The sequence below is a fragment of the Mesorhizobium sp. P2_C5_2 genome, assembly GCF_056404535.1.
This window is the reverse complement of record NZ_JBFUDV010000002.1, coordinates 244,499-266,747: the sequence shown is the minus strand read 5'-3', so window position 1 is coordinate 266,747 and position 22,249 is coordinate 244,499. Positions and strand designations below refer to the sequence as shown.

The 22,249-nt window shown below is 62.4% G+C and carries 24 protein-coding genes and 2 tRNA genes; 10 read left to right on the top strand and 16 right to left on the bottom strand.

The genetic code is table 11. The features are described from left to right. Positions 1-3: 3 nt before the first annotated feature. Positions 4-711, bottom strand: coding sequence for a phosphoribosylglycinamide formyltransferase (gene purN / locus AC1D1B_RS08155; RefSeq protein ID WP_477331013.1), 708 nt, complete (start codon positions 709-711; stop codon positions 4-6). Next, the gene (gene purM, locus AC1D1B_RS08150; protein WP_477331011.1) at positions 708-1,787 is read right to left on the bottom strand and encodes a phosphoribosylformylglycinamidine cyclo-ligase; all 1,080 of its coding nucleotides are present in this window, start codon (positions 1,785-1,787) and stop codon (positions 708-710) included. The genes purN and purM overlap by 4 nt, the downstream gene beginning before the upstream one ends. 371 nt (positions 1,788-2,158) lie before the next feature. On the opposite strand from purM, the gene AC1D1B_RS08145 reads away from it, so the two are divergent. From AC1D1B_RS08145 to hdaA, 3 genes are read left to right on the top strand one after another with little or no spacing between them, the layout of a single operon-like run. Beyond that, positions 2,159-2,716 carry a CDP-alcohol phosphatidyltransferase family protein gene (locus tag AC1D1B_RS08145; protein ID WP_477331009.1) on the top strand — a complete coding sequence of 186 codons (558 nt, stop codon included), beginning with the start codon at positions 2,159-2,161 and terminating at the stop codon, positions 2,714-2,716. Beyond that, on the top strand, positions 2,688-3,881 hold the full coding sequence (locus AC1D1B_RS08140; protein WP_477331007.1) for an AI-2E family transporter: 1,194 nt from the start codon (positions 2,688-2,690) through the stop codon (positions 3,879-3,881). The genes AC1D1B_RS08145 and AC1D1B_RS08140 overlap by 29 nt, the downstream gene beginning before the upstream one ends. Before the next feature lie 2 nt (positions 3,882-3,883). Beyond that, positions 3,884-4,588, top strand: a complete 705-nt coding sequence (hdaA, locus tag AC1D1B_RS08135; RefSeq protein WP_477331005.1) for a DnaA regulatory inactivator HdaA — start codon at positions 3,884-3,886, stop codon at positions 4,586-4,588. Between the two features lie 214 nt (positions 4,589-4,802). Here the strand turns inward: hdaA and AC1D1B_RS08130 are convergent, their stop codons facing one another. The 7 genes from AC1D1B_RS08130 to AC1D1B_RS08100 all read right to left on the bottom strand — a co-directional run bounded on the left by AC1D1B_RS08130 (position 4,803) and on the right by AC1D1B_RS08100 (position 9,381). After that, on the bottom strand, positions 4,803-5,063 hold the full coding sequence (locus tag AC1D1B_RS08130) for a hypothetical protein (RefSeq protein WP_477331003.1): 261 nt from the start codon (positions 5,061-5,063) through the stop codon (positions 4,803-4,805). Positions 5,064-5,143: 80 nt separating this feature from the next. Continuing rightward, on the bottom strand, positions 5,144-6,112 hold the full coding sequence (locus AC1D1B_RS08125; protein ID WP_477331001.1) for a quinone oxidoreductase family protein: 969 nt from the start codon (positions 6,110-6,112) through the stop codon (positions 5,144-5,146). A gap of 113 nt (positions 6,113-6,225) precedes the next feature. Then, positions 6,226-6,672, bottom strand: a complete 447-nt coding sequence (locus AC1D1B_RS08120; protein WP_477330999.1) for a hypothetical protein — start codon at positions 6,670-6,672, stop codon at positions 6,226-6,228. A 78-nt stretch (positions 6,673-6,750) separates the two neighbouring features. After that, positions 6,751-7,329, bottom strand: a complete 579-nt coding sequence (locus AC1D1B_RS08115; protein WP_477330997.1) for a TetR/AcrR family transcriptional regulator — start codon at positions 7,327-7,329, stop codon at positions 6,751-6,753. 278 nt (positions 7,330-7,607) lie between these two features. Further along, positions 7,608-7,997, bottom strand: a complete 390-nt coding sequence (locus tag AC1D1B_RS08110) for a hypothetical protein (protein ID WP_477330995.1) — start codon at positions 7,995-7,997, stop codon at positions 7,608-7,610. 68 nt (positions 7,998-8,065) lie between these two features. Then, positions 8,066-8,142 (bottom strand) — tRNA-Pro (locus AC1D1B_RS08105). 51 nt (positions 8,143-8,193) lie between these two features. Next, positions 8,194-9,381 carry a flavin-containing monooxygenase gene (locus AC1D1B_RS08100; protein ID WP_477332097.1) on the bottom strand — a complete coding sequence of 396 codons (1,188 nt, stop codon included), beginning with the start codon at positions 9,379-9,381 and terminating at the stop codon, positions 8,194-8,196. A 173-nt stretch (positions 9,382-9,554) separates the two neighbouring features. Here AC1D1B_RS08100 and AC1D1B_RS08095 point away from each other — a divergent pair, with 173 nt between their 5' ends. From AC1D1B_RS08095 to AC1D1B_RS08070, 6 genes are all read left to right on the top strand, one after another. After that, positions 9,555-9,860 carry an ETC complex I subunit gene (locus tag AC1D1B_RS08095; protein WP_477330993.1) on the top strand — a complete coding sequence of 102 codons (306 nt, stop codon included), beginning with the start codon at positions 9,555-9,557 and terminating at the stop codon, positions 9,858-9,860. A gap of 82 nt (positions 9,861-9,942) precedes the next feature. Then, positions 9,943-10,019, top strand: a tRNA-Arg gene (locus tag AC1D1B_RS08090). Positions 10,020-10,393: 374 nt separating this feature from the next. Next, positions 10,394-10,753, top strand: a complete 360-nt coding sequence (locus AC1D1B_RS08085) for an ArsR/SmtB family transcription factor (protein ID WP_477330991.1) — start codon at positions 10,394-10,396, stop codon at positions 10,751-10,753. A 277-nt stretch (positions 10,754-11,030) separates the two neighbouring features. Beyond that, entirely contained in the window at positions 11,031-12,470 is a 1,440-nt protein-coding gene (locus tag AC1D1B_RS08080) for an FAD-binding oxidoreductase (protein WP_477330989.1), read from the top strand. 189 nt (positions 12,471-12,659) lie between these two features. Continuing rightward, complete coding sequence (locus tag AC1D1B_RS08075; protein ID WP_477330987.1) at positions 12,660-13,628, top strand: arylamine N-acetyltransferase family protein; 969 nt, start codon at positions 12,660-12,662, stop codon at positions 13,626-13,628. 87 nt (positions 13,629-13,715) lie between these two features. Continuing rightward, on the top strand, positions 13,716-14,504 hold the full coding sequence (locus AC1D1B_RS08070; RefSeq protein WP_477330985.1) for a 2-keto-4-pentenoate hydratase: 789 nt from the start codon (positions 13,716-13,718) through the stop codon (positions 14,502-14,504). A gap of 19 nt (positions 14,505-14,523) precedes the next feature. Here AC1D1B_RS08070 and AC1D1B_RS08065 read toward each other — a convergent pair whose 3' ends face one another. Both AC1D1B_RS08065 and AC1D1B_RS08060 read right to left on the bottom strand, forming a co-directional pair. Next, a complete protein-coding gene (locus tag AC1D1B_RS08065; RefSeq protein ID WP_477330983.1) occupies positions 14,524-14,889 on the bottom strand; it encodes a nuclear transport factor 2 family protein in 366 nt (121 codons plus the stop codon). 256 nt (positions 14,890-15,145) lie between these two features. Then, positions 15,146-16,057, bottom strand: a complete 912-nt coding sequence (locus tag AC1D1B_RS08060) for an AraC family transcriptional regulator (protein ID WP_477330981.1) — start codon at positions 16,055-16,057, stop codon at positions 15,146-15,148. Between the two features lie 151 nt (positions 16,058-16,208). Between AC1D1B_RS08060 and AC1D1B_RS08055 the strand changes: the two genes are divergently transcribed. Next, on the top strand, positions 16,209-17,045 hold the full coding sequence (locus AC1D1B_RS08055; RefSeq protein ID WP_477330979.1) for an alpha/beta fold hydrolase: 837 nt from the start codon (positions 16,209-16,211) through the stop codon (positions 17,043-17,045). A gap of 191 nt (positions 17,046-17,236) precedes the next feature. Here the strand turns inward: AC1D1B_RS08055 and AC1D1B_RS08050 are convergent, their stop codons facing one another. From AC1D1B_RS08050 to AC1D1B_RS08030, 5 genes are all read right to left on the bottom strand, one after another. Beyond that, the gene (locus tag AC1D1B_RS08050; protein WP_477330977.1) at positions 17,237-18,040 is read right to left on the bottom strand and encodes an ABC transporter permease; all 804 of its coding nucleotides are present in this window, start codon (positions 18,038-18,040) and stop codon (positions 17,237-17,239) included. Next, positions 18,040-18,873: an ABC transporter permease gene (locus AC1D1B_RS08045; RefSeq protein WP_477330975.1), complete on the bottom strand. Its 834-nt coding sequence runs from the start codon at positions 18,871-18,873 to the stop codon at positions 18,040-18,042. Before AC1D1B_RS08045 ends, AC1D1B_RS08050 begins: the two co-directional genes overlap by 1 nt. 22 nt (positions 18,874-18,895) lie before the next feature. Then, positions 18,896-20,011 carry an ABC transporter substrate-binding protein gene (locus AC1D1B_RS08040; RefSeq protein ID WP_477330973.1) on the bottom strand — a complete coding sequence of 372 codons (1,116 nt, stop codon included), beginning with the start codon at positions 20,009-20,011 and terminating at the stop codon, positions 18,896-18,898. A gap of 81 nt (positions 20,012-20,092) precedes the next feature. Beyond that, a complete protein-coding gene (locus AC1D1B_RS08035) occupies positions 20,093-21,184 on the bottom strand; it encodes an ABC transporter ATP-binding protein (RefSeq protein WP_477330971.1) in 1,092 nt (363 codons plus the stop codon). A gap of 125 nt (positions 21,185-21,309) precedes the next feature. Next, positions 21,310-22,194, bottom strand: a complete 885-nt coding sequence (locus AC1D1B_RS08030) for a LysR substrate-binding domain-containing protein (protein WP_477330969.1) — start codon at positions 22,192-22,194, stop codon at positions 21,310-21,312. Positions 22,195-22,249 lie beyond the last annotated feature (55 nt).

Below are 22,249 nucleotides of genomic sequence, written 5' to 3'. Positions count from 1 at the left end.
GCCTCAAGGCGTGATCCGCGCCAGATGCTCGAGGTCGCGCTCTTCGCGCAGCGGGTCGGGGGCCATCACCACGGAAGTGGCATTGTCGGCGTCGTCGGCGAAATGTGCCAGCACCGTGCGGCCGCCTTCCATGCGCGCCTTGCCGTCGGCGACGAGGCCGAGCGCCAGCGCGTAGAGCCGGTGCTCGGCCTTCAGCACGCGCGCCGCAAGCGTGTCCTCATTGTCGCCGACCATCACCGGCACCGCGGCTTGGGCGATGATCGGGCCGTCATCCATCTCTGGCGTGACGAAATGCACCGTGCAGCCATGGATGCGCATGCCGGCGCGGAGCGCACGTGCATGCGTATCGAGCCCCTTGAAGGCCGGCAGCAGGGCAGGGTGGATGTTGAGCATGCGTCCTTGCCATTTCTCCACCAGCCCTCGGGAAAGGATACGCAGATAGCCGGCCAGCGCCACGATCTCGGCATTGAACGCAATCAGCGCGGCGTCGATCGCCGCATCATGCGCGTCCTTGCTGGCATGGTCGGCGCGCACGATGACTTTGGTTGGGATGCCGCGCGCGGCCGCGATGCCGAGGCCGGCGGCGTTGGCCCGGTCGGAAATGACGCCGACGATTTCGGCGGGATAGGCGGGGTCGCTGGCCGCCGCGATCAGCGCCGTCATGTTGGAGCCGCGTCCCGAGATCAAGACGACCGTGCGTTTCCTGCTCATAGGCCGATCGAGCCCCGATAAATGACGCCGGCGTCGCGGCGCGGCACGATGCGGCCGATCGGCGTCACCGTCTCGCCAGCCTCCTGCAGAACGGCGGCAACCTGCGCCGCCTGGCCGGAGGCGACGACGAGGATCATGCCGATGCCGCAGTTGAAGGTGCGCATCATCTCTTCCGGCGCCACGCCGCCGGTCTTCGCCAGCCAGGAAAAGACCGGCGGGACATCGATCGCCTCAAGGTCGAGTTCGGCGGAAAAGTCCTTCGGCAGGACGCGCGGGATGTTTTCGGGAAAGCCGCCGCCGGTGATGTGGGCCAGCGCCTTGATGCCATGCGTGTTGCGGATCGCCTTGAGGATCGACTTCACGTAGATGCGCGTCGGTTCCAGCAGCGCCTCTGCCAGCGTCGCCTCGTCGTTGAACGGCGCCGGATCGCTCCAGGCAAGGCCGCTGACGCCAACGATGCGGCGAACCAGCGAAAAACCGTTGGAATGCAAGCCCGACGAGGAGAGCCCCAGCAGCACGTCGCCCTCGACGATATCGTCGGTCGGCAAGAGCTGGCCGCGTTCGGCAGCACCCACGGCAAAACCCGCAAGGTCGTAATCGTTGCCGTGGTACATGCCGGGCATTTCGGCCGTCTCGCCGCCGATCAGCGCGCAGCCGGCCTGCCGGCAGCCCGTCGCGATGCCACCGACGATCGAAGCCCCCTGGTCGGGGTCGAGCTTGCCGGTAGCGAAATAGTCGAGGAAGAACAGCGGCTCGGCGCCCTGGACGACGATGTCGTTGACACACATGGCGACGAGGTCGATGCCAATCGTGTCATGCTTGCCGGCATCGATGGCGATCTTCAGCTTGGTGCCGACGCCGTCATTGGCGGCAACCAGCACCGGATCGGTGAAGCCGGCGGCCTTGAGATCGAACAGGCCGCCAAAGCCGCCGATCTCGCCATCGGCGCCCGGCCGGCGCGTCGCGCGCACCAGCGGCTTGATCTTCTCGACCATGAGGTTGCCGGCATCGATGTCGACACCCGCCTCGGCATAGGTGAGCCCGTTCTTGCGCTTGGCCCGGTCGCCCTTGCTCATCGTCGGCGCATCCCTGTTTCCCTTGGCGGCTCTTCGCATGAATGGTTTCGGGGGGCAAGGATCACGACGGGAGCCGCGCCGTTTGGCTCGACAAAAGCGTGGATATTCCTAGGTTGCACCCTCACGGCGCGCCTTGCAGTCCTCCGTCGCATTTTGGCCGGAGATCGTTCAGAATATAGGCGCTACCCGGCGGCGGCAGTCACGACGGTCTTTGGTTTCGACTGCGCGCTGCCGACGTCCGGCTCAAACAGACTGGGCGTCCTGTTTCTGCCCTCGTCGCCATGGATAGCCAAGCCCTTCACCGCTGGTCCTTGCGTCCACACCTCATCTCAATCATCTATCAACAGAACAAGCCACGACGGGACATGCGGTTGACCATTCCCAACATGATCACGATCATGCGGCTGCTGCTGGTGCCGGCCGTGGTGCTGGCGATGCTGAACATGCGCTGGGACTGGGCCTTTGCCGGCTTTCTCGTCGCAGGCATTTCCGATGGCGTCGACGGCTTCATCGCCCGCCGTTTCAACCAGCAGTCAAGGCTCGGCGCCTATCTCGACCCGATGGCAGACAAGGTGCTGCTGGTCTCGGTGTTCGTGGTCATGGGCTTCATCGGCGAGTTGCCGCTGTGGCTGGTGGTCACCATGGTATCGCGCGATGCGCTGATCATCTGCGCCGTGCTTTTGTCCACGGTCATGGCGCATCCGGTCGAGATGAAGCCGCTCTACGTGTCGAAGGCCAACACCGCCGCCCAGATCGTGCTGGCGGCCGTGGTGCTGGGCGAACTTGCCCTTGGCCTCCACCTCGACCCGCTCAGGCCCGCGCTCATATTGCTGTCCGGGGTCTTGACCGTGGCTTCGGCCGCGGCCTATCTCGTGGCTTGGCTGAGGCATATGAGCGGCTATGGCGAAGGCTCCACCCCGGGTAGTTGACAACAGTGCAGCGAGCGCAGCGGCAGCAGACGCGGCTGCGTCGGCGGCGTTTCGCCGCCAGATTTTCTTCTGGCTGGGCACGGCCGTCTTCCTGGCGCTGTTCCTCTACATCTTCTCCAGCATCCTGCTGCCGTTTGTCGCCGGCATGGTGCTTGCCTATTTCCTCGACCCGGTCGCCGACCGGTTGCAGCGCCTCGGCCTGTCCCGGCTGATGGCGACGGTGGTCATCCTCATTGCCTTCATCATCCTGCTGGTGCTGGCCTTCGTCATCCTGGTTCCGGTGCTGGCGACGCAGATGGCTGATTTCGCCGGCAAGCTGCCGGAATATTTGACCCGGCTGCAGTCGCTGATCACCAGCTTCGACCCTAAATGGCTGGAGCAGAAATTCGGCGTCAATGCCAACGGCCTGCGCGACGGGCTGAATTCGCTGCTCACGTCCGGCTTCGGCCTGCTGAGCACCGTTTTCACCTCGATCTGGAGTTCCGGCGTGGCGCTGGTCTCGGTGGTCAGCCTGTTCGTGGTCACCCCGGTCGTTGCCTTCTACATGCTGCTCGACTGGGACCGCATGGTGGCGGTCGTCGACAGCTGGGTACCGCGCGATTATGTCGGGACGGTCAGGGTGATCTCCAGGGACATCAACACCGCGACCGCCGGCTTCGTGCGTGGCCAGGGTACGCTGTGCCTGGTGCTCGGCGGCATGTATGCCACCGGCCTGACGCTGACCGGGTTGAATTTCGCCATCCTCATCGGCCTGTTCGCCGGGCTGATCTCCTTCATTCCCTATGTCGGTTCGCTGACCGGCCTGGTGCTGGCCGTCGGCGTTGCCTTCGTCCAGTTCTGGCCGGACTGGACCATGATCGTCGCCGTCGCCGTGGTGTTCTTCATCGGCCAGTTCATCGAAGGCAACATCCTGCAACCCAGGCTGGTCGGCAAAAGCGTCGGCCTGCATCCGGTCTGGCTGATGTTTGCGCTGTTTGCCTTCGGCGCCCTGTTCGGCTTCGTCGGCCTGCTGATCGCCGTTCCTGCTTCGGCGGCGGTTGCCGTGCTGGTGCGCTTTGCCATTGCCCGCTATCTCGAATCGCCGCTCTACAAGGGACACTCCACTGAGCCCGTCCCGCCGCTCCCCGCTGATCGCGGCGGCGGCCACCGCTCGCCGCGCGGCTGAACGTGGCGGATCAAAAGACCGAACCGCCACGCCAGCTGCCGCTCGACCTTGGCCACGGCACCGGCTATTCGCGCGACGAGCTGGTGGTGTCGGCCACCAATCGCGAGGCGGCGGTCCTTGTCGACCGCTGGCCGGACTGGCCATCGCCGGTGATCGTGCTCGCCGGCCCGGCCGGTTCCGGCAAGACGCATCTGGGTTCGATCTGGCAGGCGCGAGCCAACGCCGTGGCGGTCGATGCCCAGCGCATCGGCAATGTCATCACCGGGCTTGGCGGCAGGCCGGCGCTGATCGACGATGTTGACAAGACAGCCATCGACGAGGCGGGCCTGTTCCACCTCATCAATGAAGTGCGCGGCGCCGGGTCCACCTTGCTGTTGACGGCGCGGCGCTTTCCCGCCGCCTGGGGGGTGACGCTGCCCGATCTCGCCTCGCGGCTGAAAGCGGCGGCGACTGTCGAGATCCATGAGCCGGACGACCTGCTTCTGGCCGGCGTCATCACCAAATTGTTCGCCGACCGCCAGGTCGAGGTCGAGCCGCATGTCGTGCTATATCTGGTGCGCCGCATCGAGCGGTCGCTGGCCACCGCCATGCGTGTGGTCGAACGGCTCGACCGCACCGCGCTCGAGCGCAAGACGCCGATCACTCGCGCGCTCGCCGCCGAGATCGTCAGTGCCATGGACGAGGGGCAGGGCGAGTTCGAGATTTGAAGCGGTGGAAGGAGGAGACTCTGCTGCTGTCCCATTTCGGGAAACATTGTCTGGCATCTATCTTGCACGGCGAGCATGCCGGCTGACCCCGGTCCTGGTCGCGTTCTTGATCGGGTTGTAGGCTCGCCGGGAGTGATGATTGGGGTTCTCGCCCGGCGAGCTTACCTTCAGGCAGAATGCTCGCCAGAGTGTCCGGCAGAAGGGTGCGTCCCTGTCACGCCCACAACGGGGCAAGATACCGAACCAGCAGGTAGACCGCCGTATGCGCCGCCACGTAGCAGGCGGCAACGACGACAAAAAACGCCAGGCTGGCGGGCCACGAGCGGGAAGGGCCCTGCCTCTTGCTCGGCCTATTGTTCCAGATCCACAGGGCAGCACAAATAATGGCCCAGACGACGACGAACGGAATCGCGATACCGATGTAAGCGAAGTAGGCAGGGCCAATCAGCGACAGCCATGCTTCGAGACCAAGCATCCAGAATCTCCCCTCTCACCCAAAGTCTAGACTGTCGACACAGGTGCAGGTGAGGAGATATCCGAGCGGAGCGCTTTGCGTCAAACCTTCAGCACCACCCGGCCGAACGGGCGCTCCTCGATGAGATACCGCAGGCCTTCGGCGGCATCCTCCAGCGCAAAGACCTTCGCCACGACCGGCTTGACCTTGCCCGATACAAGCAGGTCCGAAATGATCGACCAGGCTGCTTGCCAGGCCGACGCGCTTTCGGTGAGCAGCAAAAACCCCTTGATGCTTGCAGCTTTCCAGATCAGGTCTGTGACATTGATCGTGACTTCGCGTCCGGCGGAGTAACCGTGCGTGATCACCGATGCGCCCGGCGCCAGGGCCGGCAGTGCGGCGCTCAGGATCTTGCCGCCGATGCCGTCGATGACGATGTCGGCGCCGTGGCCTTCGCTGAGGCGATTGACGCCGTCGGCCAGGTCTTCGCTGGTGAGATCGATGACTTCGGAAAAGCCGAGCGCCTTCGCCTCTTCGGCCTTGGCGTGGCTGGTGGTCGAGGAAATGGCATGTTTGGCGCCGAGCGCACGCGCCAGCTGCGTCACGGCGTTGCCGACGGAGCCGCCTATGGCCGGCGCCAGCACGACCTTGCCGGCCGCGAAGCCGGCATTCATCAGCGCGATATAGGCGGTGAGATAGGCGACCGGCAGGCTTGCGGCCGTGGTGTCGTCGATCGCATCGGGAACGCGCAGCAGCAATTCCCTGGGGACGGCGACATACTCCGAATAGGTGCCGTTCTCGAGCACGCCGAAGGGGCCGAGGAATGCCACCCGCGTGCCATCGGGAAAATCGGTGTCGCCGCCCTCGATGATGCCTGCGCCTTCATTGCCGAGCACCAGCGGCGCCGTCGAGCGTGGGAACTGCCCGCTCAGAATCGTATGATCGAGCGGCGTCACGCCGGCGGCCCGCATCCGCACCAGCAGCCGCCCTTCGGATGGGACCGGCTTGGGAATATCAACCAGCTTCAGATCCTGATAGCCGCTGAAGCCTTCTGCTCGCATTGTACGCATGACTGTATTCCTTTCGTGTTGGTCTTGGCATCGGCTTGGCCGCAAAGCGCAGCCGGCCCTCGCCAGCCTGGCAGGCCGGCGTTCTATTGATTGAGGTTGAGTAGTGTTGCCGCTCAGGCCTTCGGATCGGCTGTAGCCTTCTCTAGGGCCTCGGCCTGCGGTCCCGTCAGATAGAGATCGCCAAATTCGTCGCCGACCTGTTCCCACATCAGGCGCGAGAACAGCAAAGCGGCGTCGAGCGGGCGGTGATTGATGACGATCGAATCCGCTTCTCCGTCGGCATTCTTATGCACCAGCACCGAGCATTCGATCGGCGTGCCGCGAACCTCGGCCCGGTAGGATTCCATAAAGAAGTCGCTGCCGAAGCCGCCGCGATAGGTGAAGTCCCGGAAGTCGTAGAGCGGTGCGGCATGCTTCAGCAGCGCCAGTATGTTCTGCTTTCCTTCGATCGGCCGCCTCAGCACGGTGGCCTCGAGCGTGGCGTCCTCGGCAAGAATGGCCAGCCATGGCGGAGGACCACTGTGTTTGGGAAGAAGGGGACCTGTGTCGTTGAATTTCATGATCGGCTCCGGCAGGGAAGGGTGAAGTTGATAGCCAATATGACCAGTCATCTTGAGTTGAGTAAAAATAAAAGGCGGCTATGTCAGCAAGGTTCCGAACGCGACGGTCTCGAACGCTGTCAGCGCCGTTGCGTCCTTGTCGACCTTGGCGCGCATCATCGCGCCTTCCCAGGAGTTGAGGAGGAAGGCGGCAATCGTCCTGGCATCCATATCGCGCCGCAGCGCGCCATCGGCTTGCGCTTCCTTGACGCAGGATTCGATCGCGCGGCTCCACGCCGCCAGCAGCACGGCTAGGCGTTCGCGCACCGGGCGGCTCTGGTCCGGCATTTCCGCGCTCATATTGCCGATCATACAGCCGGTCCGGTAGTCCCCTTGGCGGGCGACCTCGTTGAGATATTGAAAGTACCGGCGCAGCCGGTCGACGGCAGGTGTCTTCTCATCGCCGAGCCCGCTCAGGCCGTTGAGCACCTTTTGCCAGTAGCGCTCCAGGGCTTCGACAGCGAGGAGTTCCTTGCTTTCAAAATGGTTGTAGAACGATCCCTTCGGCACCTGCGCCGCTTCGGTGATGTCTTGAACGCTGGTGCCGTTGAACCCCTTCCGATGCAGAGTGTCCACGGCGGCCGCGATGATCTGTTCTCTGGTGCTCGGTCTTGCCATGAGCTGAATATGACCGGTCGTCTTAAATGAGTCAATACTGATTTTCGATTGTCTCAGCCAGGGTCGTTCTTCGCCACGAGACTGGGCGATATAGGCGCCCCTTCGTTCTCAAGGCATGAGAAACCCTCTACCGGTACGGCTAAACGAAGGCTGGATCGCATTGCCTGGCAAAGGGCGGGCGGAAGGTCAAGGGCGCGCCACCAGCCTTGCGGTGCCTAAGTCAGCCTGGTGCTCCGGCCGCCGGTAACCCCGGCCGGAGCATGTCTGCAACGATCAGATCAACCGCAGACCCTGACCTCTTCGACGACCCTGTGGTGATGGCGCCAATGCTTGACCAGTTCGATATGGCAACGGTGATGGCGGTGGTGTCGGCGCCACTGGCCGTCATTGTCCTGGTTGTCGCTATATTCATCGTCGTCGTAGATTCTTTGGCGATCGTGATGACGGCGGATCTGTATGTCGCCATCGTCGGACGAATATTGGTCGCCGTCATCGGACTGGATGATCAGACTGGCGGCTTGTGTCGGCGCGATAAAGGCTGCCGTTCCGGCGAACGCGATCATGGAGGCGATGAGCAGCGTTTTCATATTGGCTCCCTGGGTTGAATAATACTCAACTCGCAGGACGGGTTCGCGTTCCAATACAAATACAGCGTTCAGCCGAAGCATTGCGATACGCCAGCGGCAAGGAAGGCGTGGCGACGTTGGGCAAGACGAATTTTGCAGGTGAAGAAAAATGGTCGGAGTGGAGAGATTCGAACTCCCGACCCTCTGGTCCCAAACCAGATGCGCTACCAGGCTGCGCTACACTCCGAGGCCCTGCGGCGTATAAGGTTCCGGGCCCTGCCGCGCAACCCCTAAAACGTCAAACCGGATTTGGCGGTCTGCGCTCGCGCGCAATCCTGGCAGCGATCGCCTTGGCCTGGATGCGAGCATTGGCAAAGCAGCCGCGGATGCTCGGCCGCATGCCGGTGAACCACAGGCCCGGCAGTTTCGGGTCGTGGTCGGCGCCGTTGAACAGCGGCACGCCCTTTTCGTCGAGCACGCCGAGCTTGCCCAACATGGCCTCGAGCCCGGTGCGGTAGCCGGTCGCAGCGATGACGATATCGGGCTGGATCGTCACGCCATTGTCGAAAATAACCGTGTCGCGGGTGAATTCCTGCACGGTCGGCAGCACGATGATGCGGCCGTCCTTGATGGCGTCGACGGCGCCGTCATCGGTGGCGATAGCGGTGTAATCCGACGCCAGCCGGCTTGCCCCGCCGGAAGGCGTCGGCGGCAGGCCGAAGGCGGCGAGGTCACCGAACACCAGCCGCTGCGTCGCTGCCATCACCGCATCGGCGAGCCTGAACGGCAGCCGCGCCAGCATCGGCGAAAACCGGTGGACGGCGATCTGGCCGATGCGTTTGGGCAGCAGTGCCGGGCCATGTCGCGCCGACAGCCAGATCTGTCCAGTGTCCGCGCCGGCTAGGTGATTGAGCGCGTCGAAACCGGAATTGCCGGCGCCCACGACCAGCACCTTTTTTCCGGCATAGGTGCTGGCGTCGCCGAACTCTGCCGAGTGGATGATCCGTCCTGCAAAGGTCTTCATGCCCTTCCAGACTGGAATGAAGGGCTGACGGTCGCGCCCCGTAGCGATGACGACATGGCGCGCCAGCTGCGGCCCGGCATTGGTCCGCACGACCCAATGGTCGCCGCCTTCAAAGGTGATGTCCTTGACCGCGACGCCGAACTCGACCGGCAGCCGGTGTCTGGCGCTGAATTCGTTCAGATGGCGAATGACGGCACTTCGGTGTGGAAAGGCAAGCGTGCCGGCGGGAAACGAAACACCCGGCAGCGCCGAGAGATCGCGATGCGTGTTGAGGTGCAGCTGTGGGTGGCGCCGGTGCCATGGTTCGGCCAGCCGGGCTTCCTTTTCCAGCACCATGACAGGTATGCCGGCCTTGATGAGCGCGTAGGCAGCGGTCAGACCGGCCCCGCCGGCGCCGATGACGATCACGCCGTCGAAAATCTCTTGTTGGCCGGCCTCAGCGTGCAAAATCCCTGCGTCCATGCCTCTCTGTGTCGCCATGATGACCATGACTTTTGATGCCACGCCAGTGTATCGGGCCTATGCCGCTCGCCAAGCGGCCCGGTTGCAGGCTGCTTCGGCCTTGCCGTCGGCAGTGTTGCACAGTATTGACTGAAATAAGGCGGCGCTGCCGCCAACGCAGCCACGAGGTGCCCATGTCCGCGCGTATTTTCAGCCCAGCCAAAACCGCGATGCAGTCCGGCAAGGCCAAGACCGGCTATTGGGTGCTGGAATTCGATCCCGCGCAGCGCAAGAAGATCGACCCGTTGATGGGCTACACCACATCGGGCGACATGCTGAGCCAGATCCGGCTCAGCTTCGACACCAGGGAAGAGGCGGTGGCCTATGCCGAAAAGCAGGGGCTGGCCTTCCGCGTCGAGGAGCCGAAGGAGACCAAGCGCCGGCAGATTTCCTATGCGGAAAATTTCCGCTATGACCGCAAGATACCCTGGACGCATTGACCGGCGGGCAGCCTCCGTCGAACAGACATCAGCCGGCCAAGATATCAAACGGCCAAGATATCAAACGGCTTGGCCGGCCAGCGGTCCCGTAGCTCAGCTGGATAGAGCACCGGCCTTCTAAGCCGATGGTCACAGGTTCGAATCCTGTCGGGATCGCCAATAATTCAACGGTTTAGCTCAGGCGCCGCTCCAAAAGTTCCAACATCTCACCCTGTTTGCGCGGAGCGCGAAGTGGACGTCAGCACCATCCCTGCGTGCTGCCTGAAAAGCAGGTCGCCGGCATATATCGTTATGGTCTTGTAGAATGAACGCAGCGCTGCTAGGCTTTGGTCTGACATTGGCTAAGACTTTAGTCCGACGATTCTGACTGGAGTTTTGGCTTATGCCAGCTGGAACTTGGCGCTGGTTTTCGCCGCTGGTGTCGCCTCGGTCGAGTGGGCGAGACCCGAGGAAAGTCATCGCAACGGTGCATCCACAGGTCTGCTGGCGCCATTGCCCCTGGCGCCGGATGAACGTGAAAGTATGTGGAATCGATGATTTCGAAAAAACTTGCCGTCAATGCCGAAACCGCCGCCGCCTTTCTCAACTTGATGGGAAATGAGAAGCGGCTTTTGATCATGAACTACCTTGCCGGCGGCGAACTTTCGGTCGGTGTTCTTGCCGAGAAAGTTCTGCTCAGCCAATCGGCCCTGTCGCAGCATCTTGCAAAGCTCCGCGCCTTCGGCCTTGTCGACACCCGTCGCGACGGCCAGATGGTCTACTATTTCTGCTCGTCCGGTGCGGCGCGCGAACTGCTTGCCATGCTGGATGGCTTCCTGGTGACCGAAAGACCGCTCACGGGGCCGGGGCCGCATTACGTCGCCGAAAGACTGCGCCGGGCGCGAGCAGCCTGAGAACAGGAACCGGCCTGGATTGGTTGACCCTTATGGCCGGGCTTCATTGCCGCTAACGCGCGAAGTCGATGGCGGCGCCATCCCGGTGCTGATCGCCAGTATTTTCGACGATTTTGCGCCCCTCCAGCGTTGGGTCGTCCATGCCGGCCAGACCGCACGTCGTTGGGCAACATGGGCGCAGCGCCTCCGTGCCAAACTTGCGCGACTTCTAATATAAGAGCACAGTTCGAAGCGTTGAGGGAGAACGGCTCACAAACAAAAAAATCGGGAGGAAACCATGAACAGCATGAGCCTCACCACGCTTGAACGCGGCAAGACGACCGTTAACGCTGCGGTCCTTGAAGCGCTTTCGGCACAATTGCGCGGCACACTGCTTCAGCCGGGCGACGCCGCCTACGACGAAGCACGCACCGTCTGGAATGCCACGGTCGACCGGCGCCCCGGTCTCATCGCGTGTTGCGTCGGCGCCTCCGACGTCATCAGCGCCGTGAATTTCGCCCGGGAAAACAGGCTTCTCGTCTCCGTGCGCGGCGGCGGCCACAACATTGCTGGCAGTGCCGTCTGCGATGGCGGCCTGATGATCGATCTGTCGGCGATGAAGTCGGTGCGGGTCGATGTCGTGGCGCGACGGGCATGGGTCGGGCCTGGTGCCACGCTCGTCGATGTCGACCGGGAAACGCAGGCTTTTGGCCTGGTGGTGCCGACGGGTATCAACTCTACCACCGGCATATCAGGCTTGACGCTGGGTGGCGGCTTCGGCTGGATCACCCGCAAATTCGGCCTGACCATCGACAATCTTGTTTCAGCCGATGTGGTCACCGCCGATGGCAAGTTGCTGCGCGCCAGCCAGAAGGACAATCCGGACCTGTTCTGGGCGCTGCGTGGCGGCGGCGGTAATTTCGGCGTCGTCACGGCGTTCGAGTTCCAACTCCACCAGATGGGTCCGCAGGTTCTGTCGGGGCTCGTCGTCCATCCCTTCGCCGATGCCGAAAAGGTGCTGCGGGACTATCGCACGGCGCTCGAAACCGCGCCCGACGAACTGACCTGCTGGGTGGTCATGCGGCAGGCACCGCCGCTACCCTTCCTGCCGACCGAATGGCATGGCAAGGAGGTGCTGGTTTTGGCCATGTGCTATTGCGGCGACATCCAGGCGGGCGAAAAGGCGACGCAGAAGCTTCGCGCCATCGGCACGCCGATTGCCGATGTCGTCGGCCCCAACCCGTTCACCGGCTGGCAGCAGGCCTTCGACCCGCTGCTGACGCCCGGCGCCCGCAACTATTGGAAGAGCCATGACCTGACCGGGCTTTCGGACGGCGCGATTGGTGCCACCACTGCGGCGATTACTAGGCTTCCGGGCCCCGAATGTGAGATTTTCTTCGGTCATGTCGGTGGCGTGGCGGGCCGTGTGGCGGCAGATGCAACGGCGTTTCCGCAGCGCAACTCGCATTTCGTCATGAATGTCCACGCCCGCTGGCGCGAACCGGCAATGGACAAGGCCTGCATCGATTGGGCTCGTGGTATCTACGAGGCGACCAAGCCCTATGCCGCCGGCACGGCCTACGTGAACTTCATGCCGGAGGATGAGGTCGACCGGGTCGAAGCGGCCTATGGCGGCAACTATCGCCGGCTTCTGGAAATCAAGCAGCGCTACGACCCGCTGAACCTGTTCCGCATGAACCAGAACCTGCGGCCGAAAGAAAGCCAGCGCGCCGCTTGAGGCGGCAGCGCGTGATCCCGAACCGAAGATCCGTGCGTGCGAATATCGGAATCGTTTTTGCCGCGTTGACCTTCGGTTCGGAACCGCCCCGTGGCCGGCATCGGAAGGACCCGCCGGCTTCGATCCTTGCGTCGGCACGACCGGCGTTCCGCAGCTGGTTTGACAGCGGCACAAGGCCTTCCGAGGCCGATGGTCGCAGGTTCGATCCTGTCTGGATCGCCATTAACCCCCGGACAGATTTTTGTCTTGAACGAGGCCTGTTTCATTGGCACCTTTGCCGATGCGAGCAAGGGGCGGGCTCCAATGCCAGATAAACAGTTCAACATCGACGCTTGGCTTTCTCGTATCGGGTACGATGGCTCGCGTGAACCGACGCTCAAAACGCTCAGGGCGGTGGTGACCGCACACGCGACGGCTATTTCTTATGAGAGTATCGACGTTCTTTTGGATATTCCGCCCTCTCTCGATCCCGCATTGCTGCAGGCCAAAATCATTTCTGGTGGACGAGGCGGTTACTGTTTTGAACAGAACATGCTGTTTCGCGCCGGCTTACTTTCGCTCGGATACGAGGTGACAAGCCTTCAGGCTCGTGTCGTGCGCGGATTGAAGATCGACGCACCTCGACCCATGCTGCACATGGTTTTGCGGGTGGAGTTACCGGAGGGCTCGTTCCTCGCAGACGTGGGATTTGGAAATCTTGCGCCTACAACCGCTCTGAAGCTCTTCACACAGGAAGAACAGGAGACTCCCCACGAGATCATGCGGTTTTTGGAGATGGGGGATGAGTTGGTGCTGCAGTCCAAGCTGGGGACCGGATGGGAGCATATCTACAGGGTCGTCTTCCTTCCTCGGGTCGATGCCGAGTACGAGATTTGCAACTGGTTCACCGCCAGTCATCCGCAGAGCCCATACCTCAGCAACCTGATCGCCGCGCGCCCTGGACCGAACAGGACGCGACTGACCCTGTTTAATTCGCGCTTCAATAGGCGATACCCATCAGGTGAGGTAGAACGTCTCACGATAACAGGCATCGAGGGATTTCGCGATGTGCTCGCGAATGAGTTTGGCCTCCACCTTTCCGAAACTGAATTGCAGACGGCTGTCGCTCATATGGAACAACGAGCGACTCGCGGCGCGCCTCATCCCTTCTTCGCCTAGCGTGGCGCCGATGCGTGCGGCGGAGCGGCGCCCATCTGCGGGACACCTCAATAACATCCTTCCCGCCACGGATTTCCGGAACTGACCATGCTCGATCCAGAAAAAGCCAAAGCCGCGTCGTGTTTGCTGGTTAGCCATTGGGACAACGGCACCCGTCTCGACGCCATACCCCACGAGTTGCGGCCGCAAACGCGGATCGACGGTTACGCCGTCCAGTCGCATGTGATGGATCGCTCAGGGGCTCCGCTTTTCGGCTGGAAGATTGCCGCAACCAGTCTGGCTGGACAAAAGCACATCAACGTCGATGGCCCGATGGCAGGGCGTCTGCTGGCCGAAAAAGCGGTTGAGGTGGGCGGCGTCGTTTCCCTGGCGACGAGCAAGATGCGCGTGGCCGAGATTGAATTCGCCTTCCGTTTCGGCCGCCAGTTGCCGCCTCGTCCGTCATCCTATGAAATCGCTGAGGTGATGGATGCCGTGGCGAGCCTGCACCCGGCGATCGAAATACCGGACTCGCGCTATGACGATTTTTGCGCCGTCGGCGCGCCGCAACTCATCGCCGACAACGCCTGCGCCAATCTGTTTGTCATCGGTCAGGCGCTAGACGACGATTGGCGCGACGTGGACCTTGCGAAGCACCCGGTGGTCGCTTTCGTTTCCGGAAAGTCGCAACACAATGGCACAGGGGCAGCGGTGTTGGGCGACCCGCGTATTGCGCTCACCTGGATCGTCAATGAACTGTCGGGGCTGGGCATAGCTCTGCAGCCGGGACAGGTGGTGATAACCGGCACTTGCGTGACGCCGATAAGCGTCGAGGCCGGTGACGAAGTTACCGGCGATCTGGGCAGGTTTGGCAGGGTCTCGGTCAGGTTTGTCTAATTTAGAATCTACGATCAGCTCAAAACATGCCGTTTGAATTGTTCGCGCTCTCGGGCACCGGCTGCAGCACATCCCAGTGTTCGAGAATCTTGCCGTCGGCATCGAAGCGGAAGATATCAACGCCCGCCGTTTCCTTGCCGCCCCAATCCAGGTACCGGACATGGATGAACGCCAAATCGCCGTCGATGGCGATACGCTTGACCTCGCAGGGGACTTTCTTGACCTGTTTGAGGAAGTTGACGATGAAATCGGTGCCGTCTGGGAACATCGGGTTGTGCTGGATGTACGGGCCTGTCACCAGACCGGGCAGCAAGTCACCTCGACCCTCGTTGAAGACTTTGCCATAGATGGTGTCGATTGCGGCTTTCATCTTGTCGCGTTGCATGAAGTGCGCTCCCTCGTGTGACGTATCGTTGGCCCGCCGAACGAGCCAACTCTTCGCGGCCACTGAACCGTGAATCGGCTCTACGATGAATGCCGATTGATCGCTATTTCATAGCTTTTCGTCTCACAGCGCGGGCGCCCTTGCCATCGGGTCAGCGGAATCGAGAAATCTGGCCGCAGATTGAGCGCCCCGCTCTGATCTGCCTGTCGGTAGCCCTTCAAGGAGCCAGTCGGACAATCTGGCCGCCCGTTTCCATTCAACCTGGATTTGATGTGTTACGGCGGTAGTGAATCGGCGAGACGCCGCGAACCGATTTGAAGGCGCGACTGAATGAAAACTCCGACTGATAGCCGACGCGCGAAGCGATCTCGGCCAGCCGCAGATTGGTTTCCTTGAGCAACTGTGCCGCAACACCCATGCGCCATCGTGTTAAGTAAGTGTGTGGAGGCTCGCCTATTAAGGTGCTGAAATGACGGGCAAAAGCAGCGCGTGACAAGCCGGCTTCGCGTGCGAGCCCTTCTAATGTCCAAGCGTAATTGGGCGATTCATGCATGCGCGTGAGGACGTGCGCAAGTGAGGGCGAACGCATGCCCGAGAACCAGTCGCCTGCTCTGGATGATGATGCCTCACTCCACTCGCGTACAAAGTAGACGAACAGGGACGAAATGAGGTTACGAACCACGATCTGATTGCCGAAATTGGGCGCCTCAACTTCGTCGCCAAGCATGCGCAGCGTGTTTCTCAATGGTGAATGTCCGGGCTCGATACCGGCATGGAGTGATATGGCTGGCGGCATCGCGCGCAGCGCCGGAAGTGCGAGGTGCTGATCCAGATTGTACTGACCACAGATCAGCGTGCTCGCTTTTGCATCGCTATCAACAACGCCGTCCCGACTGGCCAAAAAAATATCCAGCGGCATCGCCTTGCCGTCCGCGGAATGCGCCACCTCATGTGCGCTGCCGCGCGGAAACAAAACTAGCTCACCGGAACGCAATTCCATTGTCTCGGCGTCCGGCCTACGCACAAAGGCGTGTCCCTGCGCAACGAAATGAAACACCACGGCATTGCCTGGTGGAACTGAGAATCCCCATGGGTCCGCGACGCGCGTGCGCACCAACACCACGCCCTCGGCCCGAATTGCTCTTATCCAGTCGTTCAGTGGGTCCACGAGTTACCACTCAAGTGAGACGATCCGTTATGATATTGCCCCATATGCGCATGGTCAACCTTTCCCGGCGATGCTCTTGTTGGTTACCGCGAAGCCTGATGAGCAAGTCAGGCGAGAGGCGGCAACGAGCATTTTCACGCGAGAAACCGACATGCATCACGATCTTCCCGATATTGGGGCAGTGGAGTTCGCCGTGATCGACGGCCTGCGCATTCGATTTGCTCGGTCGGGGTTGAACCAGGGCATTCCGGTATTGCTCACCAGTCCATGGCCTGAAAGCATCTACGCCTTTCGCGACGTGCTTCCCGTGCTTGGGCGCGGCAATCCGTTGATCGCACTTGATCTCCCGGGTTTCGGGATCTCTGACAGTCGCCATGAGGTGATGTCCCCCGAAGGTATGGCTGATTTCATCCTCCGGACGGCCGCGCATTTCGGCATCAGCCGTATGCATGCGATTGGCCCCGATGTTGGCACATCTTCCTTGCTACTCGCGGCGGCGCGGAAGCCCGAACTGTTCGAGAGTCTCGTGATTGGCGGTGGCGCCGCCAACACAGACCTTGCCGCCGGACAGTTGAAGGATTTGATTGCTTCTGAGCCCGGAGCATTTGCCGAGGTAGACGGTGCCCCGATAGGCGCTGGATTTGTCACGCAATCGGCGCGGGTTGAACCCCCTCCGGCAGTCCTTGAGGATTACCGGCAGGCTTCCGCAGGACGGCGTTTCGAGGATGCCACCAATTTCGTCCGTGCCTATCCTCGCGATCTGCCGCGCCTCGAGCGGGTCCTGGGTGAAATCGAAACGCCGATTCTAATCCTGGTCGGCCGAGACGATCCAATCGTGCCGCCGGAGAACGGTCGGTTCCTCGCGGCTCGTCTCCCTCGCAACCGCTATCTTGAGTTGGATGGCGGCCACCTCATCTGGGAAGACATGCCCGAGGTCTATGCCGCAGAGATCGAACGCTGGCTTGCGCGTGATTATCGAGCCGTCTGATCGTGATTGTTCCCACCAATCGATGGGGCTTCCGTAAGTCTTTGCGGTCTGACGATCGCGACCTTTCTTAAAGACCCATGCTCAATGTCGTCACTAAGAGCGTCGACCTGCGTGACGCCGATAGGCGTCGAGGCCAGCGACGAAGTCATCGGCGATCTGGGCAGGTTCGGCTGCGTCTCGGTGCGGTTTGTCTAGCGCCCCTGCTGCCTGGCCACGACGCTGCGCACCGCCAGCACCAGCACCGTGATGATGATCAGGATCACCGACAGCGCGGCGATCGCCGGGTCGATATTGTCGCGCAGGCCCATCCACATCAGCCTCGGCAAGGTGATGGCGTTGACCGAGGTGATGAACAGCGTGACGCCGATTTCTTCCCAGGACAGCACGAAGGACAGCAGCGCAGCGGTGACGATGCCGAACTTGATGTTGGGCATCATGATGCGCGTCGCGCGCTCCCACACGCTGGCTCCTAAGCCGCGCGCGGCCAAATCGATGCGGCGGTCGAGTTGGCTGAGCGAGACCAGGATCAGCACCGTGGCGAAGGGCACGGTCATCACCGAATGCGCCATGGCGACGCCAAGCCAGGTGTCGTAGCCGAAGAACGAGCTCATGCCCGAGATCGAGGTGAGCAGGAAGTAGAGCGTGATTGCCGAGACCACCGGCGGCACCACCATCGGCAGCAGCACGAAGCCGACGAGGGCTGCGGTAAAGCGCGGCTGGAACATCCAGACACCAAGGCTGAAGCAGAGCGCCAGCACGGTGGAGATGACGCTGCTGACGATGCCGATGCGGATCGACAGCAGGATGGCGTCGAGCCAGCGTGGGTCCTCGATCAGCGAGCGGTAGTGGCGCAGCGACAGTTCGCCCGTCGGCATCGCCAGCATGCGGCTCGGCGTCAGCGACACCGGGATGACCGCCAGCAGCGGGAGCAGCAGGAACAGCGCCACCAGCACGGCGAGGATCAGCGAGACGGGACCGGGGCGATAGGTCGGCATCAGATCAGCTGCTTCGGTCTGACATAGCGGAACAGCAGCGCCATCAGCGCGCCGACGAACAGAACCAGCACGACGCTGATCGCCGCACCCAGGCCCCAGTCGGGACTCTGGAAGATGCGGAGATAGATCAGCTCGGCAATCATCACGCTGCGGCCGCCGCCGAGGATCGCCGGGGTGACGAAGAAGCCGAGCGAAAAGACGAAGACGATCATCGCCGAGCCGATGATGCCGGAGCGCGTCATCGGCACGAACACGGTCCAGAAGGTGCGCATGCGGCTGGAGCCGAGCCCGCGCGCCGCCAGCAGCACGCGCTCGTCGAGGCTGCGCATGGCCGAGGCCAGCGGAAACACCGCGAAGGGAATGAGGAAATGCGTCATTCCGACGATGACGCCGAATTCGTTGCGCACCAGCGCCAGCGGCTCGGAGATGAAGCCGATCGATTGCAGCCAGGTGTTGATCAGGCCGCGGTTGGACAACAGCGCCACCCAGCCGAAGGCGCGCGTCAGCACCGAGATCCAGAACGGCACGAGAATGCAGAACTCAGCGATTATCCGCTGCGCCGGGCTGCCGCGCACCCACACCATGGTGATTGCATACGCCGCCGCGACAGACACGACGGTGACAATCAGCGCAATGCGAAGCGTTCGGATGAACACCGACTGCACCAGCGCATCGGTGGCCAGCGCGCCATATTGGCCGAGCCCCGGTGTCGGCAGCGTGACGCTCCATTTGACGACGCCGAGGAACGGCCACGCATAGGCCAGCACAAGAAACAGGAGCAGCGGCGCCATCAACAGCGCCGCGCCCATCCTGTCGGAGAGGGTGCCTCTCATCGAAGCGTCGCACCCGGCCTGATCAGGCCGAGATGATCTTGGTGTATTCGTCGAGCGCTGCCCCGTAATTCTTGGCGTACCAGTCCATGTCGAGCGCGATCTGCTTCTTCATGTTTTCGGGATCGACCGGGTTGATGCGCTTCTTGTCGGCGGGGATCAACGCGTCGGTGGCCGGATTGGCCGGACCCTGTCCCAGCTTGTCGAACATCACCAGCTGCTTTTGCGGATCCTGGGCGCTGGCGATGAACTTCATCGCCGCGTCCTTGCCGCCGGGGTTGCCCTTGAGCACGGCCAGCGCGCCGGGCGAGATCAGGCCCTGGTCCCAGATGAACTTGATCTTGCCGCCGGAGTCCTGCTCGATCAGCGAGGCGCGCGTCGACCAGACGATGGCCATCGAGGCTTCACCATTGAGCAGCACGCTCTGGCTCTCGGCGCCGCCGCCCCAATAGGCCACGACGTTTTCCTTGAAGGCGGCGATCTTGTCATGCGCGCGCTTCAAATCGAGCGGATAGAGCGAAGCTGGCGCGATGCCGTCGGCAAGCAGGGCGGCTTCCCAGCTCGACACGCCCCATTTGTAGAGCGAGCGCTTGCCCGGAAACTTCTTCACGTCGAAGAAATCGGCCATTCCGGTCGGCGCGTCCTTGCCGTATTTCTCGGAGTCATAGGCGATGACATAGGAGAAGAAATAGGTCGACGCCGCGTATTCCCAGCCGAAGCCTTCGCGCATCTTCTTCTTGTCGACGATGGCGTAGTCGATCGGCTCGAGCGCGCCCTGGGCGCCGAGCGTGATGGCCGAGAACGGGTCGACGTCGACGAGATCCCAGGTCGGCGCGCCGCTCTTGAACTGCGCGGCAATCGCGCCTTCGGTCGGGCCCGAGCCGTCCATCTTGACGGCAATGCCGGTGTCCTTGGTGAAGGCCTGGCCGTAGGCGGCGTCATAAGCGGTGAGGGCATCGCCACCCCAGTTGACCAGCACCAGCTCCTTGGCCTGCGCAAAGGCCCCGGTCGAGCGCAGCAGCATCGGCGTGCCGGCCAGCAGAAGGGCGGCAAGTTGCGTGAATTGCCGGCGCGAAATCTCGCCGCGCGCTGCCCTGGCGGACAGGCCGTCCATGGCTTGTTTTTTGGTTTCGTGTGTCATGTCAGTTCCCCTTTTTTGTTGTTGATAATTCCGGTAGTTGGCGCGAATTCCAGATTCATTGCTGGAAGCCCGCTTTGGTCGTCATCCTCCGTCAGGAAGGAGGAAACCTTTTTCCGCCGGCCAGGTCAGCCAGACGGAATTGCCTTTGCTCAGCGCCGCGGCCGCAACCTCGTTCGGCACCGATACGGTAACCTTGGCGCCTTGGCGCGTTGTCAGGTCTAGCTTGGTCGCCGCACCCAGATAGGTCGAGCCGACGGCCGTGGCGGCAATGCCGTTCTCGCCGGCGGCTGCTTCGCGCGCGATCGACATATGCTCGGGCCGGATCGCCAATATGGCGTTGCCGTTCACTGCCTCGGCATTGCCGCGCAGCGTGATCGCGCGGTCTTCGCAGAGGGCGGTGGAGCCATTGTCGGCGCGCTTCACACCCTTTAGCGGCAGCATGTTGATCTCGCCCAAAAACTCGGCGACGAAACGGTTGGCGGGGCGGTCATAGACTTCGTCCGGCGCGCCCACCTGCAGCAATTTGCCATGGTTGAAGATGGCGACGCGCGACGACAGCGCCAGCGCCTCGCTCTGGTCGTGGGTGACGAAGACGAAAGTGGTGCCGGTTTCCTGGTGCAGCCGCTTCATCTCGGCCTGCATCTGGCCGCGCAGGCTCTTGTCCAGCGCCGAGAACGGCTCGTCGAGGAGTAGCACGCCCGGCTCGAATACCAAAGCGCGGGCCAGCGCGACACGCTGCTGCTGGCCACCGGAAAGCTGCGCCGGCAGCTTGGTCTCGTGGCCCTTCAGGCCGACGCGCTCGATCATCTCGGCAACGCGGCGCTTGATCTCGGCTGCGGACTTTTTGCGCACCTTGAGCGGGAAGGCGATGTTGGCTTCGACCGACATATGCGGAAACAGCGCATAGCCCTGGAACACCATGCCGGCGGCGCGCTGCTCGGCCGGGCGCTCGGTGATGTCGACGCCGTCGCTGAAAAGCTTGCCCTCGGTCGGCTGCACGAAGCCGGCCAGGATCATAAGGAAGGTGGTTTTGCCGGAACCAGAGGGGCCGAGCAGCGTCAAAAACTCGCCGCGGCCGATATTGAGCGTCAGATCGTCCAGTGCACGGAACGAGCCGAAGCTCTTGCCGATCCCGATTGCCTTGATCTCTGCGGCCCGGCCGGGTTGCTGCATCCTGCCTCTTCCTTGGTCGTGGTCTGAGCGTAGGGCAGGGCGCTGGTTCACCGCAACCGAATAGTTTTCGCCTGATCGGCAAATTTGATTCACGGATGGCGCCTAATCTCCCCTCAAGGGGGAGATTAGCTAACTTCCGACAGTTTCGCTCTTAACCACCCCGCAAACGCCTCCAGCACTGGATGGCTCGCCTTGGCATGCTCGGACACCAGGAAATACGAACGCGGCGAGGGGATCGCGATGTCGAAGGGGCGCACCAGACGGCCTTCGCTCAGTGCCCGGCGGCTGGTCAGTTCGTCGCCCAGAGCAATGCCCTGGCCGGCAATCGCCGCCGAGAAGACGAGGTTCATGTCCGAGAAGAAGATGCCGCCTTCGGTGTCGGGGTTTTCCACCTTGGACAGCGCCAGCCAGCGCGCCCAGTCCTCGGTATCGCCGAGGTGCAGAAGGTTGGCGCGCAGCACGTCGGCCGGTTTGGAAAAGCCGCCGACCTTGTTGAGCAAGGTCGGACTGCAGAGCGGCGTGAACGAGATTTCGCACAGCAAATCGACCGCCCGGTTCGGCCAGTTGCCGACGCCGAAGGCGATGAAGGCGTCGGCGTCCGGATTGCTGACATCGTCCAGCCGCCTCGGCCTCAGGATCGACAGCGCCACATCCGGATACATCTGCCGGAACTCGCCGATATGCGTGCATAAAAACAGCGAGGCGAAGCCCGGCGTGCAGGAAACGGCGAACGAGCCGCCAACGCCGGTGCCGGCCTGCCGCGTTACCGCGTCGCCAAGCACGGTCAGCGCCTTCCTCACATCGGCCGCATAGCGCTGGCCGCGCGGTGTGAGCGCCACGCCCTTGCCGATGCGCTCAAGCAGGTCGAAGCCGAGATCGCGTTCGAGCAGCCGCAATTGATGGCTGACCGCACTGCGGGTGAGGTGCAGTTCGTCGGCGGCGCGCCAGACGCTGCCGTGGCGGGCAAAGCTATCAAGGGCGCGCAGCGCCTGTGTGGAGGGTATTCGCAAGAAGCCTCAGGTGAACCGAATTTGCACGAACCGGGAAAACATATCACTTTTTGGA

Excerpts from the sequence above, each read along its gene's own strand:
- AC1D1B_RS08100 (WP_477332097.1), bottom strand. The coding sequence starts at position 9,381 with ATGGACGCAGGGATTTTGCACGCTGAGGCCGGCCAACAAGAGATTTTC.
- purM (WP_477331011.1), bottom strand. The coding sequence starts at position 1,787 with ATGAGCAAGGGCGACCGGGCCAAGCGCAAGAACGGGCTCACCTATGCC.
- AC1D1B_RS08125 (WP_477331001.1), bottom strand. The coding sequence starts at position 6,112 with ATGCGTACAATGCGAGCAGAAGGCTTCAGCGGCTATCAGGATCTGAAG.
- AC1D1B_RS08140 (WP_477331007.1), top strand. The coding sequence starts at position 2,688 with ATGGCGAAGGCTCCACCCCGGGTAGTTGACAACAGTGCAGCGAGCGCA.
- AC1D1B_RS08095 (WP_477330993.1), top strand. The coding sequence starts at position 9,555 with ATGTCCGCGCGTATTTTCAGCCCAGCCAAAACCGCGATGCAGTCCGGC.
- AC1D1B_RS08075 (WP_477330987.1), top strand. The coding sequence starts at position 12,660 with ATGGTCGCAGGTTCGATCCTGTCTGGATCGCCATTAACCCCCGGACAG.
- AC1D1B_RS08080 (WP_477330989.1), top strand. The coding sequence starts at position 11,031 with ATGAACAGCATGAGCCTCACCACGCTTGAACGCGGCAAGACGACCGTT.
- AC1D1B_RS08065 (WP_477330983.1), bottom strand. The coding sequence starts at position 14,889 with ATGCAACGCGACAAGATGAAAGCCGCAATCGACACCATCTATGGCAAA.
- AC1D1B_RS08050 (WP_477330977.1), bottom strand. The coding sequence starts at position 18,040 with ATGCCGACCTATCGCCCCGGTCCCGTCTCGCTGATCCTCGCCGTGCTG.
- purN (WP_477331013.1), bottom strand. The coding sequence starts at position 711 with ATGAGCAGGAAACGCACGGTCGTCTTGATCTCGGGACGCGGCTCCAAC.
- AC1D1B_RS08130 (WP_477331003.1), bottom strand. The coding sequence starts at position 5,063 with ATGCTTGGTCTCGAAGCATGGCTGTCGCTGATTGGCCCTGCCTACTTC.
- AC1D1B_RS08035 (WP_477330971.1), bottom strand. The coding sequence starts at position 21,184 with ATGCAGCAACCCGGCCGGGCCGCAGAGATCAAGGCAATCGGGATCGGC.
- AC1D1B_RS08070 (WP_477330985.1), top strand. The coding sequence starts at position 13,716 with ATGCTCGATCCAGAAAAAGCCAAAGCCGCGTCGTGTTTGCTGGTTAGC.
- AC1D1B_RS08055 (WP_477330979.1), top strand. The coding sequence starts at position 16,209 with ATGCATCACGATCTTCCCGATATTGGGGCAGTGGAGTTCGCCGTGATC.
- AC1D1B_RS08115 (WP_477330997.1), bottom strand. The coding sequence starts at position 7,329 with ATGGCAAGACCGAGCACCAGAGAACAGATCATCGCGGCCGCCGTGGAC.
- AC1D1B_RS08120 (WP_477330999.1), bottom strand. The coding sequence starts at position 6,672 with ATGAAATTCAACGACACAGGTCCCCTTCTTCCCAAACACAGTGGTCCT.
- AC1D1B_RS08085 (WP_477330991.1), top strand. The coding sequence starts at position 10,394 with ATGATTTCGAAAAAACTTGCCGTCAATGCCGAAACCGCCGCCGCCTTT.
- AC1D1B_RS08040 (WP_477330973.1), bottom strand. The coding sequence starts at position 20,011 with ATGACACACGAAACCAAAAAACAAGCCATGGACGGCCTGTCCGCCAGG.
- AC1D1B_RS08045 (WP_477330975.1), bottom strand. The coding sequence starts at position 18,873 with ATGAGAGGCACCCTCTCCGACAGGATGGGCGCGGCGCTGTTGATGGCG.
- AC1D1B_RS08110 (WP_477330995.1), bottom strand. The coding sequence starts at position 7,997 with ATGCTTCGGCTGAACGCTGTATTTGTATTGGAACGCGAACCCGTCCTG.